The organism is Neobacillus notoginsengisoli, assembly GCF_003515685.1.
Lineage (GTDB): Bacteria > Bacillota > Bacilli > Bacillales > Cytobacillaceae > Bacillus_D > Bacillus_D notoginsengisoli.
In genome coordinates this window covers 90,970-106,330 of record NZ_QWEG01000002.1, presented here as the reverse complement: position 1 = coordinate 106,330, position 15,361 = coordinate 90,970, and the positions used below count along the sequence as shown (strand labels likewise).

Here is a 15,361-nt window from a genome sequence, read left to right as displayed (position 1 = left end):
GGGGCTGCAGGGAATATGGGGAAGATAGAAGCTGTCGTTTTCGATTTGGATGGCGTTATTACAGATACCGCTCATTATCATTATCTGGCTTGGAAAGACCTAGCTGAAGATTTAGGTATTTTCATAGATGAAAAGTTTAATGAAAATCTTAAGGGGATTAGCAGAATGGATTCTCTTGAGCTCATCCTAAAAGAAGGAAACCGCCAGGAAGATTTTACGAGCGAAGAGAAGGAAGAGCTCGCAGCCAAAAAGAACAGCCATTATTGCGAACTATTAAAGCAACTGACTCCGAAAGATATTTTGCCGGGAGTCCAAGAGCTTTTAACGGCCATTAAAGCAGAGGGAATACCGATTGGACTCGCTTCGGTTTCGAAAAATGCGATGACTGTATTGAACGCTCTCAATCTGGTAGAAGAATTTCATTATTGCGCGGATGCTGCAAAAATTGCAAATTCAAAACCTGACCCGGAAATATTCCTGACTGCATGCGAAGGACTCGATGCAACCCCTTCCATGTCAATTGGAATTGAAGATGCTTCCGCAGGTGTTCAAGCCATTAAAGCCGCTGGCATGTTTGCTGTCGGGGTTGGCGAAAGCCTGGATGAAGCCGATTATTTGCTGAAAGATACAAGTGAGCTGGTTTGGGAATTAATAAAAGTCTCATTTGCTAATAGGAAAAATAGAGAGTAATGGAAGGAAGAAGTCCAGACCCATACTCGTAACTAAAGGATGGTTGCCTTGACAAAAGAAAAACTTCTGCAAGGAATAGCTGACAAGCTAAAAGAGATTTATGGAGAAGACTATAAGGGGCACTATTTTGCCGATTTTCAAAAGCTAGTTGATTTATGGGAGAACAAGAAGCTCGGAACATCTAGCCCGGTTTCTGAAAAAACGACATACTTAATTACGTACGGTGATAGTTTTTATGAAGAAGGATTACGCCCTCTAGAGGTTTTGCATAAGTTTTTAGTAACCTATGTGAAAGATGGGATTACGGACATCCACATTCTGCCTATGTTCCCTTATACCTCTGACGATGGCTTCTCTGTGACTGATTACAGGGAAATCAATCCCGACCTAGGGGATTGGGATGATATAAAAAGACTGTCTAATGATTACCGGCTCATGTTTGACTTTGTAGCAAACCATATCTCAAAATCCAGTGGATGGTTCCAGGAATACGTAAAGGACAATCCCGAATTTGAGAATTATTTTATCCCCCGCGACGACCAATTTGATGCATCAGGGGTAGTAAGGCCGCGGACATCCCCGCTATTTCATGAATACAAGGGGGAAAATGGGACTAAAACGGCATGGACAACCTTCAGTGAGGACCAGGTCGATGTGAATTTTGGCCATTTTCCAGTCCTGCTTGAAATGACCGATATTTTACTGGATTATGCCCAGAAAGGAGCAACGAGTATTAGGCTCGATGCAATCGGATTCATTTGGAAAGAATCAGGAACGACTTGCATGCATTTGCCTGAGGCGCATGCCATTATTCAACTTTGGAATCTGATTCTTGAGTACTTTAAACCTAATACGCAAATTATAACCGAGACGAATGTTCCTCATCTTGAAAACATTAGCTATTTTGGCGATGGAACCAATGAAGCGCACATGGTGTATCAGTTTACCTTGCCGCCATTAGTATTATTTACTTTAACAACCCATGACCCGACAAAATTAAATTCATGGGCTAAAACAATCAATAAAGTTTCAGACAAAGCTACCTATTTTAACTTTTTGGCAAGCCATGATGGAATTGGGCTGCGGCCAACAGAAGGAATACTAACGGACGCAGACAGGCAGCTGCTCGTTGACAAAGTAGTAGAAAACGGCGGAAAAATTTCATATAAAAATAATCCCGATGGAAGCCAGTCTGTATATGAATTGAACATCAATTATTCCGATGCATTAATAAATAAAACGGAAGATACCGATGAAGATCAGCAAAACCAGAAAATCATTGCAGCCCATGCGATTCTATTGTCTGTAGTTGGTGTCCCGGCAATTTATTATCATTCTCTATTAGGGTCAAGGAATGATTATAAGGGGCTTGAGGAGTCTGGAATCAACCGAAGGATTAACCGCGAAAAGCTTGAGCTTGGTAAATTGGCTGGGGAATTAACCGGGAGCAAGCGGAGACAAACGATATTTAATAGTCTCCTTGACTTAATCGCGATTAGAAAACAGCAGTCTGCATTTTCTCCAATTGCCAGCCAAACGGTCATTGACTTAGGCAATAAAGTATTTGCGTTAGAAAGAGTGAATGACAAAACCGGTGATTCTATATTATTCATTTTGAATGTCGACCATCAAGAAACGACCGTTCATCTTGAGCGAAAAGGGATAGACATCCTATCTGGCAAGGAAGTTGAAGATAAACTTCAATTAAAGCCTTATGAGTTCGTATGGATTAAAGAGTAAAGTACACCACCACAGTGTGGGAATAAGTTAATATAAACTATACATTCCAGATGATAACAACAAAAAAATCCCCTCTTCCTGCAAGGTGATTCCCGATCATCCTGTCAGTTAGAGGGGATTTTTCATAGATTGTTAGCAGGCTCAGCCTTTATGATACTTATATAGCCATAATACGCCCGACTTCAATAGTCTTGCGACCCGCCCGGTGATAGCATGGTCGGCCATCATTCCGAATCCTTGTTTTTTGCCGAGGGAGCCTAGGACGCCCTTTAGTTTAATCGGCGGGAAGGTTTCAGGGAGTGCTTCTCCGCTCCATCTTTTTCGCAAAACTTCAGCGATTTGCTCTGCTTGTCCTTCTGCTAGCTGTGCGCTTGGGGCATGCGGAAGGCTCGCGCAATCTCCGACAACAAAAACATTTTCATCCGTTGGAAGATGGTGGTGAGGGGCCACTTTGAGCCGGCCCAATGAATCTTTTTCCACTTTAAGTTCCCGGACAACATGGCTTGCCTGGATACCTGCTGTCCAAACAATGGCATCGCAAGGGACAGGTTCATCGTTGTTATAAAGCAGCTTTTCTTCTACTCTTGTAATATTTGAATGGTTGACGATTTCCACGCGGTGCCGCAAGAACCAATTCTCGACGTACTCACTGAGCCTGTCTGGAAAATCGGACAGGATATGGGCCCCTCTGTCGAACAGCTTTACTTTCAGGTCAGGCCTGCTTTCTGTCAGTTCGCTAGCAAGTTCAACTCCGCTGAGGCCAGCCCCGACAATGCCAACAGTCGAACCGGCAGCCAGGTTGCTCAATGTCTGGTAAGTTTGCCGTGATTTTCCGATGCTTTGGATGCTGAGGGTGTATTGGTCTGCACCGGGTACGTTGTGGTATTTGTCCTCGCAGCCGAGACCAATCACGAGTATATCGTAAGAAACTTTTGTTCCATCACTAAATGCAACGTGCCGGTCGTCCAAATGAATTCCGGTTACATCACCGTAACGGAGTGCAAGGCGAGGATGCTCAGGAAAATCAACCCGGAGCTCTCGGTCTGAGACTGTCCCGGCAGCAAGCGCATAATATTCGGTCTTTAGGCAGTGGTAAGGAACCCGGTCGACAAGCGTGACCGATACATCATCAGGAAGGTGGCTAGGAAGTAACTCGTTAAGCAGTCTCATCCCGCCGTATCCTCCACCCAGGATAACTAAATTCGTCATAAAGATTCCCCTTTTGTCTGTGGCAAAAATAGTGAAATGGTACGGGCAAAATTTTTGCGGAATAATAATGAAACGCTTTCTTTCGCTCAGTAAGAGTATATCGAAATGTTGACAATATCTCAACAAATTCAGTTATTGTATTGACAATGTTGATGGAGATATGGTAATTGACTGAAGCATAGAAAAGAGGTAGGATAAGGTGGTGTATAAATGAGGTGAGCCCATGATTAAACCAATGATTGAATTTTGCATCAGCAATCTCGCTAGCGGGGCGCAGGCTGCACGGGAGCGGCTCCAACGGGATCCCAACCTTGATATTATTGAGTATGGATGCCTTGGATACTGCGGAAAATGTGCCTCTTCGCTATATGCACTTGTAAATGGAGATCCCGTAACAGGCAGCACTCCGGAAGAACTGGTGGAGAATATTTATCAATACCTGGACGATAACCCAATGTTTTAATTTTTTCCAATAGTAGGCAGACATGTTGAGAATAGATGCCTTGCTGAAATATACTGATAGTAAGGGAAAGAAAAAGGAGGGATTCGGATGGAAAGTCAAGTTGTCAATTTGACAGAAGCGGCAGCTCTTCAAATCAAAGATATGATGAAGCATAATGAAGAAGAAGGTTCATTCCTGCGGGTAAGTGTTAAGGGGGGCGGCTGCAGCGGCCTTTCTTATGGAATGGGGTTTGACCAGGATATAAATGAAGAAGATGTCCTGCTTGAACAGTTCGGCATTCAGATTCTCGTCGATAAAGAGAGCAGCGCGATTCTCAGCGGAACAAAGATCGATTACAAGCAATCCTTGATGGGCGGGGGATTTACGATTGAAAACCCGAATGCAATAGCTTCATGCGGTTGCGGCTCTTCCTTCAGGACAGCAACGCAGGTTGGAAACCCCGAAGAGTGCGATTAAGAATAAGATGCACCGGCCGCATATATGGCCGGTGCATTTGTTATAGTAAAAAATTATTCTACTTTTAACGGGCACTTTATTCAAACATGGAAGTACTGTGCAATGGCTGGACTCTTGCTTTAGGATCGATAAACGCTTTCGCATTGTTAACAGCAGTCGGCGCCTCACCAAATCCGCACGCAATCAGCTTTACTTTTCCGTCGTATGTGCAAATGTCTCCAGCGGCATAAATCCCCGGGACATTTGTTTCCATTTTAGAATTGACAAGAATTGAATTTTTTTCAATATCGAGTCCCCATTCCTTGATAGGGCCAAGAGAAGATACAAAGCCATAGTTGACAATCACAGCATCAACATCGATTACTTCCCTTTCAGAACCATCAACACTTGCAAGCACAACCTGGCTGATTTCATCGCCGCCGATCAATTCGTCCGGAACAAATGGAGTCTTGATTTCCACTTTGGAATTATGGAGGTTTTCCACACTGTGTTCATGAGCGCGGAACTTGTCCCGGCGGTGAACAATGGTTACCTTCTCAGCAATTGGCTCGAGCATAAGGGCCCAGTCGACGGCTGAGTCGCCCCCGCCGAACACAACAACTTTTTTCCCGGCAAAATGGTTCAGGTCATCAATGAAATAATGAAGGTTTGTCCCCTCATATTTCGAAGCGCTTTCAAGTTCAAGCCTGCGTGGCTGAAATGCGCCATTTCCTGCAGTAATGATGACGGTTTTTGAAAAATGTGTTTCTTTATTGGTTGTGAGCTTGAAAATACCGTCGGCCTGTTTTTCAACTTTTTCAACTGATTGCTCAAGCGCAACGTCAGGATTGAATTTAGCCATTTGCTCCTTTAAGTTATCAACCAATTCCTGTGCGCGGACTTTTGGAAATCCGGCCACATCATATATGTATTTCTCAGGATAAAGCGCTGACAGCTGGCCGCCCAGCTGCGGAAGGCTCTCGATGATCTTTACCGAAGCCTGTCTCATACCTCCGTAAAAAGCTGTAAACAGGCCAACAGGCCCTCCCCCGATGATCGTAATATCATAAACCTTTTGTTCTTCTTGCACTGTGTATCCCCCCAGCAAAGTAGTAAAGGTAGTCCACACATTATCATACCACAACTTTGCCAATACAAGCCATTCCCTGTAAAAAATAAGGGAAAGGAAAATAAATATTTTATGTTTCCCATTTTTTGCTTAAATACTCTTTAAATAGGGAAAAGGAAAAGACTGAATTATAGAATATTTTGAAAGCAGAAAGGAAAATCAATAATTTCCTTGAAAATAAATTGGAAAAAGAATAAGATGGGATATGGAAATAATGTTACTAAATTGTGACAAAATCAGCACATTTTTTTGACTAATATCGTGAACAAAATCACAATCTTTTCCGTTGCTTTCAGCTGCTATAGCAGAATCCAAAATTCAATTGAATTTTGTTTTACTATATGGTCCAGCTAAAGCAAATGCTAAGCGCAAGGAATAAAAATATTGTAAAGGTGGAAGTGATTGCGTTGAGAATCCCTAAAATTGTTATCCTTGGGGCCGGCTACGGCGGGCTCATTACAGCGGTGCGCCTGCAAAAACAGCTTGGTGTAAATGAAGCGGAGGTCGTATTGGTAAACAAAAATGATTATCATTACGAAACCACCTGGCTTCACGAAGCATCTGCAGGGACACTTCATCATGACCGTGTTCGCTATGACATTACAAGCGTCATCGATCGTCATAAAGTTGATTTCGTTCAGGGGACTGTTATGGAAATCAACAAAGAAGAAAAGAAAGTCGTTCTCGAGAACGGCGAAATCAACTATGACTATTTAGTGGTTGCACTAGGTGGCGAGCCTGAAACATTTGGAATAAAAGGCCTGAAGGAATTCGCATTTGGGATTACTAACGTCAATTCCTCGCGCCAACTCCGAGAGCATATCGAGTACCAGTTCGCAACATATAATATTGAGGAAGAAAAGAAAGACGAGCGTTTGACGATTGTTGTCGGCGGAGCTGGCTTCACCGGCATAGAATTCCTAGGCGAGCTTGGGAACAGAATTCCGGAACTTTGTCAGGAATATGATGTTGATTTCAATAAAGTCCGTGTGATTTGTGTTGAAGCTGCTCCAACAGTCCTGCCCGGATTCGATCCTGAATTGGTTGATTACGCTGTTGCCGTCCTTGAACAAAAAGGCGTGGAATTTATGATTGGAACCGCAATTAAAGAGTGCACACCTGAAGGAATCATTGTTTCGAAAGGCGAGAACGAAACGATGGAAATCAAGGCCGAAACAGTTGTTTGGGCAGCCGGTATCCGCGGTAACTCTGTTATTGAAAAATCAGGATTTGAAGCGATGAGGGGCCGTGTAAAGGTACAGCCGGATCTCCGGGTTCCCGGTTTTGAAGATGTTTTCATCATTGGCGACTGCTCACTGGTGATTAATGAAGAAATCAACAGGCCTTATCCGCCAACTGCGCAAATTGCTATCCAGCAAGGGGAAGTCGTTGCGAAAAATCTTACCGCGCTTGTCCGTGGCAAGGCAGAGCTTGAGAATTTTGTGCCGGATATTAAAGGCACAGTCTGCTCACTCGGTGAAGATGATGCCATTGGCGTTGTTTACGGCAAAAAGCTTACAGGCGGCAAAGCTTCAATCATGAAGAAGGTCATTGATAACCGCTCCCTCTACCTAGTTGGAGGAGCAGGACTTGTTTTGAAAAAAGGAAAATTTAATATACTGTAATGACTGAGGGGCAGAGCAATCTGCCCCTTCGTTATATGGTTTAGTCAAATTTCTACGCAAAAATACATATAAGATGTAAATATATATACGTTAAACTTAATTTTTACACAAATTAGCCAAGGAAGCAGGTTGATTGAAGCGGAAGGCACGAAGACTCCTGCGGGATTCGGCTCCACTGACGCCCCGCGGAAAGCGAAGTGCCTCGTGACAGGCAAAAACCGCCTGTCCCTGCGATGATTTTTCTCGGAAGCTTTCCTTTGTGAAGCGCAAATCAACCAAGATTCACCTAAAAAGAAAAACCTATATAGGCATTTTTTGAAAGGAGGAAACTAAAATGGCATCAAACAAACGCGGAAAAGTCTGGCTTGGCGCTGCGGGCCTTGTTATATCCGAGCAGGGCAAGTGGCTTGTTGTAAAAAAGAGCTATGGCGGACTGAAGGGGAAATGGTCCCTTCCCGCTGGCTTTGTGGATGAGGGCGAGACAGCAGATGAAGCGGCTGTAAGGGAAGTAAAGGAAGAAACGGGGCTTGACTGTGTTGTAAAAGGATTAATCGGGCTGCGCACAGGTGTGATTAATACGGAGTTCAGCGACAATTTGCTTCTGTTTTTACTTGAGGCAAAAGAGGGAGGCATCATCAAGCGCCAGGAAAATGAAATTGTTGACGTTGCTTACCTAAGCCCTAAAGAATTGATGGAAGACAAGGATGCGTCAATTCTGATTCATTACTTAATCGGCCTTGGCAACTTGCAAAGCATTCCCGGAAAAAGCGGATTGAACCCTGGTAATGATTTTGGGTATACAACTTATAGACTTTTTTTCTAACGAGACTAATGGCAAGTTTAAATGTTTAAGATTTTCAGTATACTGTTGAAATAACGAGTATATAGAAGTAATTCGTTTATGTATGCGCTTTCTTTAAAGAGGATGACGGAATATCCTCCTTTTCGTTTTCATATAATCCTGTTATATTATCAGAAAATTGAGTTTTTATAAGGAGAGATTCAAATGAAAATGAAAAAGGCGGACGCAAAGAATTGTATGTATTGCGGAGGGAATGGTTATTTTCAGCTGCTTCTCGGAGGATCGGAAACCTGTATTTGCTGCGGCGGTTCGGGCAAAAGGAAGGAATAGACTGGTTTATCCCGGCTTATAAACAGGATGGGCTTTTCTTGAAAAAGAGAATGTGTGAAATTTGTCTAGCTTCAGCGCCGAGCGCCGAGACGACTTCGATCCCCTCGCTACGATAAGTCAACATCGATTCGCTTTCGCTCATCGTGTTTCCTTTATCTCCATCGGGGCCCTCCAGTCCATACGGCGCTAAACGGGCGCTTGCGCTTTTCTAATTGACTCCCCCAGGAACGTTAAGTAAACTAGATTAGAGCGCCTGAGGGGGAAAGTGCATGAGTATTGTCGAATTAGTTATTTCTATGTTATTATTCTTTGTTTTATTTTTCGGAATCGGCTTCCTTTTGAATATGCTGCTAAGAATGTCATGGGTCATGGCGGTTATTTATCCGATTGTTGTCCTATTGATTGTCGATGAAGTCCGCTTTATTGACTATTTTACAAATAGCGGGGAAGCTTTTTCAGAACTTGGCCACCAGCTAAGTTCACTCGCATCCGCGGATATTATCATCCTTTCAAGCGGAATGGCCGGGGCGATTGCAGCAGGCCTGGCAATTAGGCTTTTAAGGAAAAACGGATATCAAATGTTCTAGCCTTTTCTTTCGTAGAAAAGGCTATTTTTATGTCCGTATAGGCAAATTTACCCGTGTAAAATGACTTTTTTGCTCCTTTTATGAATATTTTCCTGATACTTGGGGAAGATTGTCTTGGGAGGAGTGAAAAACTTATGAACCTAATAAAAACATGGGCTAAACGATTCGCCATGGCAATTTTATTTATCCTGGCGCTATCGACCACTTTCCAATCCATCTCGGGTGTAGAAGCGAAAACGCTCGTATCCTACGCTGGATCTGGACAAGAAGCCCCAGTATTTGATGAAAGCTTACAAACCTTTTTTGCCCATAAATTGAAAACAATTGGATTGACATTTAAGAAAATAAAGCATTCAGTTAGAAGTGAACATCTTATTTCTTCAAGTGAAGCAGTCGCAGGGGCTCCGCCTAAGCTTGAAGACGCAATCGATTGGAGCCAATACAAGAAAAAATCTGTCATTGCTACAGGCTATACGGCAGGAGTCGAATCGACCGGCAAGGATAAAAGCCATCCAGCCTATGGGATTACATACTCAGGAGTAAAGGTAAAGCGTGATTTGTTTTCCACCATTGCGGCCGATCCGAGAATCTTTCCAATTGGAACAGTCCTATTTATTCCGGACTATGGGTATGGCGTTGTAGCGGATACTGGAAGTGCCATTAAAGGCCATAAACTTGACCTTTACTATGATACAGTCGATGAAGTTTTTAAGGAATGGGGCAAAAGAAAAGTTGAAGTGTTCATTATCAAAATGGGTAATGGGAAAATTACTGAAAAAGAACTAAAGGCCATGAACGAAACTGAATCACTGCAAGTATTTCGGCAGCAGTACATAAAATCAGAAAAAAAATAGAGACCATTAAAAGCCGGCAGTCCAAACTGTCGGCTTTTAGTTTTTGTCATTAAGGATTTGGACTGATTAGTGTTTCGCAGGAAATTGTGCCGCTCGCCTTTTGAAAGACTCCGGCGCTCGTAAATAAAGGCTGAAGTCGATATGATTGTGGAGAGGAGAAATCCGCGGGGTTTTTAAAGGGGGGGAGTGGTTTGGAGTTTTATCCGCCTGAGTACTATGAGTTTTTCATTTGTTTTAATGAAGGTGATTATTATACTTGCCATGATCTCCTGGAAGATATGTGGATGGAAGAGAAGGGGAATCTGTTTTTTAAGGGGCTTTTGCAGATGAGTGTGGCTTTGTATCATTACAGCTACGGGAATATCAAGGGGGCGAGAGTCATGATGCAGACGGCCAATGATTATTTACAAGGGTATAGGCCGAAGCACTGGGGGCTTGATCTTGAAAAGGTCATTACTTACATCGAGGCATGCCAGGCTTTGATCCCAAGTTCTATAGATAGGGTGACTTATGAAGAAGTAGATAACCTTCCGGAGCTGCCCCGGCTATTTCTCTACCTGGAGGAATGACCTCGGTCAAAGGTTATGAAATTTCCGTTTTTTTCGATATAATTAAAAAATAGTCATGAGGGAGGATGGAACATGTTAACTGTAAAAACTGAAGTCGATTTTTCAGCCAGCCATGAAAATTTGATTGTAGGGCTGTTTGACAAGCCCATTAAATTTGATGGAGGGCTAACACCGCTTGACGAGAGGTTTGATGGTCATCTGAACTGGCTTGCCAAAAGCGGGGATATCTCGGGTAAACTGAAGGAAATTAGCAAAATACATAGCTTCGGCAATTCAGGCGCAAAAAAAATCTGGTTTGTCGGTCTTGGACGGGAAAAGGAATTTACATTTGATAAGCTGCGAGAAGCGCTTGGGAGGGCATTTAAGGCACTGAAAGCCACGAAGCAGGAAGAGGCAGCACTTTTCCTTGATTCATTTCTTACAGGCGATTTGGAGGCGGAGGATGCAGCTTATGCGGCTAGTGAAGCATTAGCACTTGCAACCTATCAATTCGAAGGATACAAGCAAAAGCCGAACGAGCCTGAAAAGAAACTAGGAAGCCTGACTGTCTATACTGGTACCCAGGATGAAGAGGCCATTCGATCAGCGCTGACGGTGGGCTATGCTTATGGACAGGGAACGAACTCGGCTCGGACCCTTGTCAACACGCCTGGGAACTTGCTGAAGGCGGCGGATTTAGCGGAGTATGCCCGGGATCTCGGCGAAAAATATGGCTTTGAAACAGAAATTCTTGGTCTTGAAGAAATCAAGAAACTTGGTATGGGTGCCTTACTAGCGGTAAATCAGGGATCGGAAGAACCACCGCGGATGATTGTCCTGAAGTATCAGGGGAAAGAAGAATGGGAAGATGCGATCGGGCTTGTGGGCAAGGGCATTACGTTTGACACAGGCGGTTATTCAATTAAGACGAAGACCGGCATTGTCGGCATGAAGTCGGATATGGGCGGAGCAGCCGCGGTTCTTGGGGCAATGGAAATTATCGGTGAATTGAAGCCGGAGCAAAACGTTATCGCCGTCATTCCATCCACCGACAATATGATCAGCGGCAAAGCTCTCAAGCCTGACGATGTCATTACATCGATGAGCGGAAAGACGATTGAGGTGCTGAACACGGATGCGGAAGGCCGCCTCGTACTCGCCGATGCCATGACGTATGCAAAGCACCATGGCGCAAGCGTTCTTGTTGATGTGGCAACCTTGACAGGGGGCGTCATTACTGCGCTCGGCCTGCATACGACAGGAGCGATGACAAATAACGAAGCACTTTACGAGCAGGTTCTTGAGGCTGCGTATGAAGCTGGAGAACAAATGTGGCAACTGCCCATCTTTGAGAGGGATCTTGAACGTGTACGCGGCAGCAAGATTGCAGACCTGAACAATTCTCCAGGTTCCGAAGGCCATGCGGTCATGGGTGGTGCGTTTGTCGGCGAATTTGCAGAAGGTACCCCGTGGGTCCACCTTGATATCGCCGGTACGGCAACATCATCCAAAGCCAGTGATCTTGGTCCTTCTGGCGCTACTGGCGTCATGACAAGAACCCTTGCTTTGTTCGTAGAAAGATTTGAGCCTCTTGCAAAATAAGTGTTAAGAAACTTGAAAAAAATTCTTATTGTCAATCATACTCCTGGACGCTTTTGTCCGGGGGTATTTTCGTCGGGAAAGTTACCCGTCAAAACGAGGCTTCACTCCTCAGCTTTTGCGGGACTTCCGGCTTTGTTCTTGACCTTTTTTATAATGCCTTCGCCCACTCAGAAATGCCCGGCATTGCATATGAAATAGGGAAGGCAAGTGCATAAAGAAGGAGGTACCCGCATGTATGATATGAGGAATCAACCCTATTACGGAGGGGAACAGCGTTTTTTTGCAGGCCCGTTTATTGGCGGCTTGCTGGGTGGGGTGCTCGGGAGCGCGCTATTCTTTCCCCGTCCATTTGCACCGTATCCGTTTTACCCGCCAGTAGGTTTTCAACCGTACGGCTTCGGATACGGCTACCCTTTTTATTGACCTCCAAGCAGAGGGCTGACCTAATTGGCACAGCCTTCTCTTTTTATAAAGCGACTTTAGTGTGATACTATTAAAATATACATCTCGTTCTGGGAGGGGCTTTCAATGGGAGGATTAACGCCATCTCATCGATAGAGAAACTTTACAGCAGCCCTGTTCGGCAAGGTCGATTGTTACCCCGTCAGGATTATATGTTATTTGGACATTTTTTCTAATGCCAGCCGAAACAATCAACCTCCTCACGGCGTCCGGCTTTGACTGTTGGGCAGCATCCATAATCTGTTTTGAAAAGTCCCTCGAGCCTGCAATTTTATTTGCCAATATCCCCGCCTCTGCAAGTGCCGGTCTTAATGCTCTCGCAGAAGACATGAACCGATCGGGATTGACTGAAGGAAAAACCCCCGGGTGGGGAGTAACACGTCCGCTTTGGTAAGGATAGCGATGATAGTACATATATCCACATCCCTTTAGAAAATAGTGAGATACCCTGCAAAAAAGATTCAGCAGTCTTAATCGTTTAAAAGCAATTCCTCTCATATATATGATGTATGTTATGCATGTATACTGTTGGCCAAAGGATTGCCGATTCCAGAAAAGGGGAATGGGAAAATAGGAAACAGTGGCAAGGGAGGAATAAGGATGGAATTTGATTTTCTTTTAGATATATTGAAAAATGGCGAATATGCCGGTTTGTTTTTATGGATTCTTATTGGTTCCACTACCTTGCCGTTGCCAAACGAAATCATCATGATGACAATCGGGATGGCCGCTTCGAAAACACCATCTAATGTTGTGCCTATTTTTTTTACAACGCTTGCGGGCGTACTTGTTGCTGTTAGTACAAGTTATTTCCTCGGCAGATTGATTGGAAGGCCGCTGCTTGTATTTTTTGCTAAAAAGAAGCGCTTTTCAAAAAAAATAACTTCCTCCTTGAGGCTGATGGATAAATACCATGCCTTTTCCTTGTCAATTAGTTATTTCGTTCCTGGCGTAAGAGCCATTATTCCTTTTCTGTATGGGTTCAGCAAGCTATCGTTCAGGAAATTCATTTTATTTGCTTATAGCGGTGCAACATTATGGCTTTTCATCATGTTTTCGGCAGGATACCTTTTTGGAGAGCACATTAGCCCTAACTTTTCTGGGGAGCTTTCACTCATTACGATCCTTTTCATCGTATTCTTATTTGCAATTTTTAAATTTTTCCGCAAAAATAAAATAAGGGAAGCTTCGGAGGACGATCACTTCGTGCCGACAAAGCTTTCTGCCATTCAAAAAGGCAGCCCGGATTAATGCCGGCCTGCCAAAGTCCAGTTACATTTCCCTGCGGTGTTCGAATAGGTCGATTGCTCCGAGAACGACGTGCGCCAGTCCGAAGCCAAGCACAGTATTGGCAACTGTTTTGTTGACTCCGTTGTTCCGTGTCATCGCATAGCCTGCAGCAGTGACAGCTGAGCCGAGAATAGTCGGAATCAGCCCTTCCCTGAATTGATTCATCCACGCTCACCTCATTCGAATTTTGTCCCAGGTTTAATTCTGGACATACATAGTATTAGCAGTTGAAATATTATTAACGCTAAATATTTTACGTAGAAAGCGGGGATAAAGGTGGAAGTAGGAAATACGATGATTGAAAATCTGGGAATTGACATTACCCTTTTGGAAAAGGGACGGGTTGAGGCAACGATGCCCGTCGACGAAAGGACGCGCCAGCCGTTTGGGATCTTGCACGGTGGTGCTTCGGTCGCGCTTGCGGAAACGGTGGCCAGTATTGGGGCTTATGAACTTGTTGACCAGGAGACCGAATCCGTGGCAGGGCTTGAAATAAACGCAAACCACATCAGGGGAGTTAAAGATGGTACGGTCAAAGCAGTTGCGACCGTTTTGCACCAGGGTAAGTCGACCCAAGTTTGGGATATCAAAATATCGGATGAGGAAGGGAAACTCATCTGTGTCTCCAGGTGTACAATGGCTGTTTTGAAGTTAACAAAATAAGGCAGCTGCATGCTGTCTTTTTCTTTTGGGTGCTTCTCTTTAAAAACTGATTTTCGCGGGGAAATATTGTTAAAAAATTTAAAAAACTTTTGTGTTTCCATGCTATAATAAAAAGAAATATTTTAATAATGAGCACACGCACAATTATTTGTACATGTTCCTCTATATAATGTAGTACGAGCGCAGGGGGGAGGAGTGGATGGGTTGTCAGCAAAAAAGCAGCACTTGTTTATTGATTTTGAATTTACAATGCCCGAGCGGAACAGCAGGGCAAGAGGGTTTTTTCCTGAAATCATAGAAGCCGGAGTCGTTTCGGTGATTGATAATAAAATACAGTCACAATTTTCGACCTATGTCGTACCAGCCCATTTTCCGATTCTGACCGAACGTTGCAAATCATTCCTACATATTACCCAGCAGCAGATTGATTCAGGCATTCCTTTTGTGGAACTCGTCAAGTATTTCGAAGAATTGGGCAGAAACGAGGATAACTTGATTGTTACATGGGGAAACATGGATATGAAGGTGCTTAGGCAAAATTGCGCTGCCGCAGGACTTCTGTTTCCTTTAAAAGGAAAGGAAATTGATTTGTCGATGGAGTACAAGCGGTTCTTCGGTGACAAAAACCAGACGGGGCTTTGGAAAGCTGTCCAGGAGTACGGCAAAGAGGGGACAGGAAAGCACCATCGGGCCCTTGATGATGCCCTAACAACATATAATATATTCAAGCTTGTCGAGAAGGATAAACGGTATCTGGAAAAACCGAAGCCGACAACGATTGGCGACAGAGTTGATTTTTCAAAGCTCTTGAATGAATTCGTTTAAAAGGCCAAGTCACAATCATGTGATTTGGCCTTTGTGTTTTTAGGGCGATATCAGTTGAAATCTGTTTAGGGCAGATGTTTTCATCTGAGGGTTGTCAGCCTCCGTTT

19 protein-coding genes are annotated in these 15,361 nt (G+C 43.9%); 15 read left to right on the top strand and 4 right to left on the bottom strand.

Going from position 1 to position 15,361, the window contains the following annotated elements; all coding sequences use genetic code 11:
* Window positions 1-15: 15 nt before the first annotated feature.
* Together pgmB and D1B31_RS03310 are read left to right on the top strand one after the other, a co-directional pair.
* Window positions 16-690 (top strand): beta-phosphoglucomutase, encoded by a 675-nt coding sequence (gene pgmB / locus D1B31_RS03315; RefSeq protein WP_118919330.1) that lies wholly within the window; start codon window positions 16-18, stop codon window positions 688-690.
* Between the two features lie 48 nt (window positions 691-738).
* Window positions 739-2,430, top strand: a complete 1,692-nt coding sequence (locus D1B31_RS03310; RefSeq protein ID WP_118919568.1) for an alpha-amylase family glycosyl hydrolase — start codon at window positions 739-741, stop codon at window positions 2,428-2,430.
* Window positions 2,431-2,571: 141 nt separating this feature from the next.
* Here D1B31_RS03310 and D1B31_RS03305 read toward each other — a convergent pair whose 3' ends face one another.
* Window positions 2,572-3,639: an NAD(P)/FAD-dependent oxidoreductase gene (locus tag D1B31_RS03305; RefSeq protein ID WP_118919329.1), complete on the bottom strand. Its 1,068-nt coding sequence runs from the start codon at window positions 3,637-3,639 to the stop codon at window positions 2,572-2,574.
* A 223-nt stretch (window positions 3,640-3,862) separates the two neighbouring features.
* On the opposite strand from D1B31_RS03305, the gene D1B31_RS03300 reads away from it, so the two are divergent.
* Complete coding sequence (locus tag D1B31_RS03300; protein WP_118919328.1) at window positions 3,863-4,102, top strand: YuzB family protein; 240 nt, start codon at window positions 3,863-3,865, stop codon at window positions 4,100-4,102.
* Between the two features lie 87 nt (window positions 4,103-4,189).
* The gene (gene erpA, locus D1B31_RS03295) at window positions 4,190-4,558 is read left to right on the top strand and encodes an iron-sulfur cluster insertion protein ErpA (protein WP_118919327.1); all 369 of its coding nucleotides are present in this window, start codon (window positions 4,190-4,192) and stop codon (window positions 4,556-4,558) included.
* Window positions 4,559-4,634: 76 nt separating this feature from the next.
* Here erpA and D1B31_RS03290 read toward each other — a convergent pair whose 3' ends face one another.
* Window positions 4,635-5,627, bottom strand: coding sequence for an NAD(P)/FAD-dependent oxidoreductase (locus tag D1B31_RS03290; RefSeq protein ID WP_118919326.1), 993 nt, complete (start codon window positions 5,625-5,627; stop codon window positions 4,635-4,637).
* 446 nt (window positions 5,628-6,073) lie between these two features.
* Here D1B31_RS03290 and D1B31_RS03285 point away from each other — a divergent pair, with 446 nt between their 5' ends.
* The 8 genes from D1B31_RS03285 (at window position 6,074) to D1B31_RS03255 (ending at window position 12,437) form a co-directional block, all read left to right on the top strand.
* Complete coding sequence (locus D1B31_RS03285; protein ID WP_118919567.1) at window positions 6,074-7,291, top strand: NAD(P)/FAD-dependent oxidoreductase; 1,218 nt, start codon at window positions 6,074-6,076, stop codon at window positions 7,289-7,291.
* A 334-nt stretch (window positions 7,292-7,625) separates the two neighbouring features.
* Window positions 7,626-8,114, top strand: a complete 489-nt coding sequence (locus tag D1B31_RS03280; RefSeq protein ID WP_118919325.1) for an NUDIX domain-containing protein — start codon at window positions 7,626-7,628, stop codon at window positions 8,112-8,114.
* A 183-nt stretch (window positions 8,115-8,297) separates the two neighbouring features.
* Window positions 8,298-8,423, top strand: coding sequence for a YuiA family protein (locus D1B31_RS24030; protein WP_158587425.1), 126 nt, complete (start codon window positions 8,298-8,300; stop codon window positions 8,421-8,423).
* 269 nt (window positions 8,424-8,692) lie between these two features.
* Window positions 8,693-9,010, top strand: a complete 318-nt coding sequence (locus D1B31_RS03275; RefSeq protein WP_240035146.1) for a YuiB family protein — start codon at window positions 8,693-8,695, stop codon at window positions 9,008-9,010.
* Window positions 9,011-9,144: 134 nt separating this feature from the next.
* Window positions 9,145-9,864 carry a 3D domain-containing protein gene (locus D1B31_RS03270; RefSeq protein WP_118919324.1) on the top strand — a complete coding sequence of 240 codons (720 nt, stop codon included), beginning with the start codon at window positions 9,145-9,147 and terminating at the stop codon, window positions 9,862-9,864.
* 191 nt (window positions 9,865-10,055) lie between these two features.
* A complete protein-coding gene (locus D1B31_RS03265) occupies window positions 10,056-10,433 on the top strand; it encodes a DUF309 domain-containing protein (RefSeq protein ID WP_118919323.1) in 378 nt (125 codons plus the stop codon).
* A gap of 72 nt (window positions 10,434-10,505) precedes the next feature.
* The gene (locus D1B31_RS03260; protein ID WP_118919322.1) at window positions 10,506-12,014 is read left to right on the top strand and encodes a leucyl aminopeptidase; all 1,509 of its coding nucleotides are present in this window, start codon (window positions 10,506-10,508) and stop codon (window positions 12,012-12,014) included.
* A 231-nt stretch (window positions 12,015-12,245) separates the two neighbouring features.
* On the top strand, window positions 12,246-12,437 hold the full coding sequence (locus D1B31_RS03255; protein ID WP_118919321.1) for a hypothetical protein: 192 nt from the start codon (window positions 12,246-12,248) through the stop codon (window positions 12,435-12,437).
* Between the two features lie 114 nt (window positions 12,438-12,551).
* On the opposite strand, the gene D1B31_RS03250 is transcribed toward D1B31_RS03255, so the two are convergent.
* A complete protein-coding gene (locus tag D1B31_RS03250) occupies window positions 12,552-12,890 on the bottom strand; it encodes a YuzC family spore coat inner layer protein (RefSeq protein WP_118919320.1) in 339 nt (112 codons plus the stop codon).
* A gap of 186 nt (window positions 12,891-13,076) precedes the next feature.
* Here D1B31_RS03250 and D1B31_RS03245 point away from each other — a divergent pair, with 186 nt between their 5' ends.
* Window positions 13,077-13,727 carry a DedA family protein gene (locus tag D1B31_RS03245; RefSeq protein ID WP_118919319.1) on the top strand — a complete coding sequence of 217 codons (651 nt, stop codon included), beginning with the start codon at window positions 13,077-13,079 and terminating at the stop codon, window positions 13,725-13,727.
* A 21-nt stretch (window positions 13,728-13,748) separates the two neighbouring features.
* On the opposite strand, the gene D1B31_RS03240 is transcribed toward D1B31_RS03245, so the two are convergent.
* Window positions 13,749-13,931: an asparagine synthase gene (locus D1B31_RS03240; protein ID WP_118919318.1), complete on the bottom strand. Its 183-nt coding sequence runs from the start codon at window positions 13,929-13,931 to the stop codon at window positions 13,749-13,751.
* Between the two features lie 129 nt (window positions 13,932-14,060).
* Here D1B31_RS03240 and D1B31_RS03235 point away from each other — a divergent pair, with 129 nt between their 5' ends.
* Window positions 14,061-14,429, top strand: coding sequence for a hotdog fold thioesterase (locus tag D1B31_RS03235; RefSeq protein ID WP_192894723.1), 369 nt, complete (start codon window positions 14,061-14,063; stop codon window positions 14,427-14,429).
* A gap of 204 nt (window positions 14,430-14,633) precedes the next feature.
* Window positions 14,634-15,254 carry a 3'-5' exonuclease KapD gene (kapD, locus tag D1B31_RS03230; RefSeq protein WP_118919565.1) on the top strand — a complete coding sequence of 207 codons (621 nt, stop codon included), beginning with the start codon at window positions 14,634-14,636 and terminating at the stop codon, window positions 15,252-15,254.
* Window positions 15,255-15,361: the final 107 nt, after the last annotated feature.

Bases quoted from the DNA above. Each gene is read 5' to 3' on its own strand.
- D1B31_RS03305 (WP_118919329.1), bottom strand. From the start codon at position 3,639: ATGACGAATTTAGTTATCCTGGGTGGAGGATACGGCGGGATGAGACTG.
- D1B31_RS03245 (WP_118919319.1), top strand. From the start codon at position 13,077: ATGGAATTTGATTTTCTTTTAGATATATTGAAAAATGGCGAATATGCC.
- D1B31_RS03280 (WP_118919325.1), top strand. From the start codon at position 7,626: ATGGCATCAAACAAACGCGGAAAAGTCTGGCTTGGCGCTGCGGGCCTT.
- D1B31_RS24030 (WP_158587425.1), top strand. From the start codon at position 8,298: ATGAAAATGAAAAAGGCGGACGCAAAGAATTGTATGTATTGCGGAGGG.
- D1B31_RS03275 (WP_240035146.1), top strand. From the start codon at position 8,693: ATGAGTATTGTCGAATTAGTTATTTCTATGTTATTATTCTTTGTTTTA.
- D1B31_RS03255 (WP_118919321.1), top strand. From the start codon at position 12,246: ATGTATGATATGAGGAATCAACCCTATTACGGAGGGGAACAGCGTTTT.
- D1B31_RS03235 (WP_192894723.1), top strand. From the start codon at position 14,061: ATGATTGAAAATCTGGGAATTGACATTACCCTTTTGGAAAAGGGACGG.
- D1B31_RS03240 (WP_118919318.1), bottom strand. From the start codon at position 13,931: ATGAATCAATTCAGGGAAGGGCTGATTCCGACTATTCTCGGCTCAGCT.
- D1B31_RS03270 (WP_118919324.1), top strand. From the start codon at position 9,145: ATGAACCTAATAAAAACATGGGCTAAACGATTCGCCATGGCAATTTTA.
- D1B31_RS03250 (WP_118919320.1), bottom strand. From the start codon at position 12,890: ATGTACTATCATCGCTATCCTTACCAAAGCGGACGTGTTACTCCCCAC.
- pgmB (WP_118919330.1), top strand. From the start codon at position 16: ATGGGGAAGATAGAAGCTGTCGTTTTCGATTTGGATGGCGTTATTACA.
- D1B31_RS03260 (WP_118919322.1), top strand. From the start codon at position 10,506: ATGTTAACTGTAAAAACTGAAGTCGATTTTTCAGCCAGCCATGAAAAT.
- D1B31_RS03300 (WP_118919328.1), top strand. From the start codon at position 3,863: ATGATTAAACCAATGATTGAATTTTGCATCAGCAATCTCGCTAGCGGG.
- erpA (WP_118919327.1), top strand. From the start codon at position 4,190: ATGGAAAGTCAAGTTGTCAATTTGACAGAAGCGGCAGCTCTTCAAATC.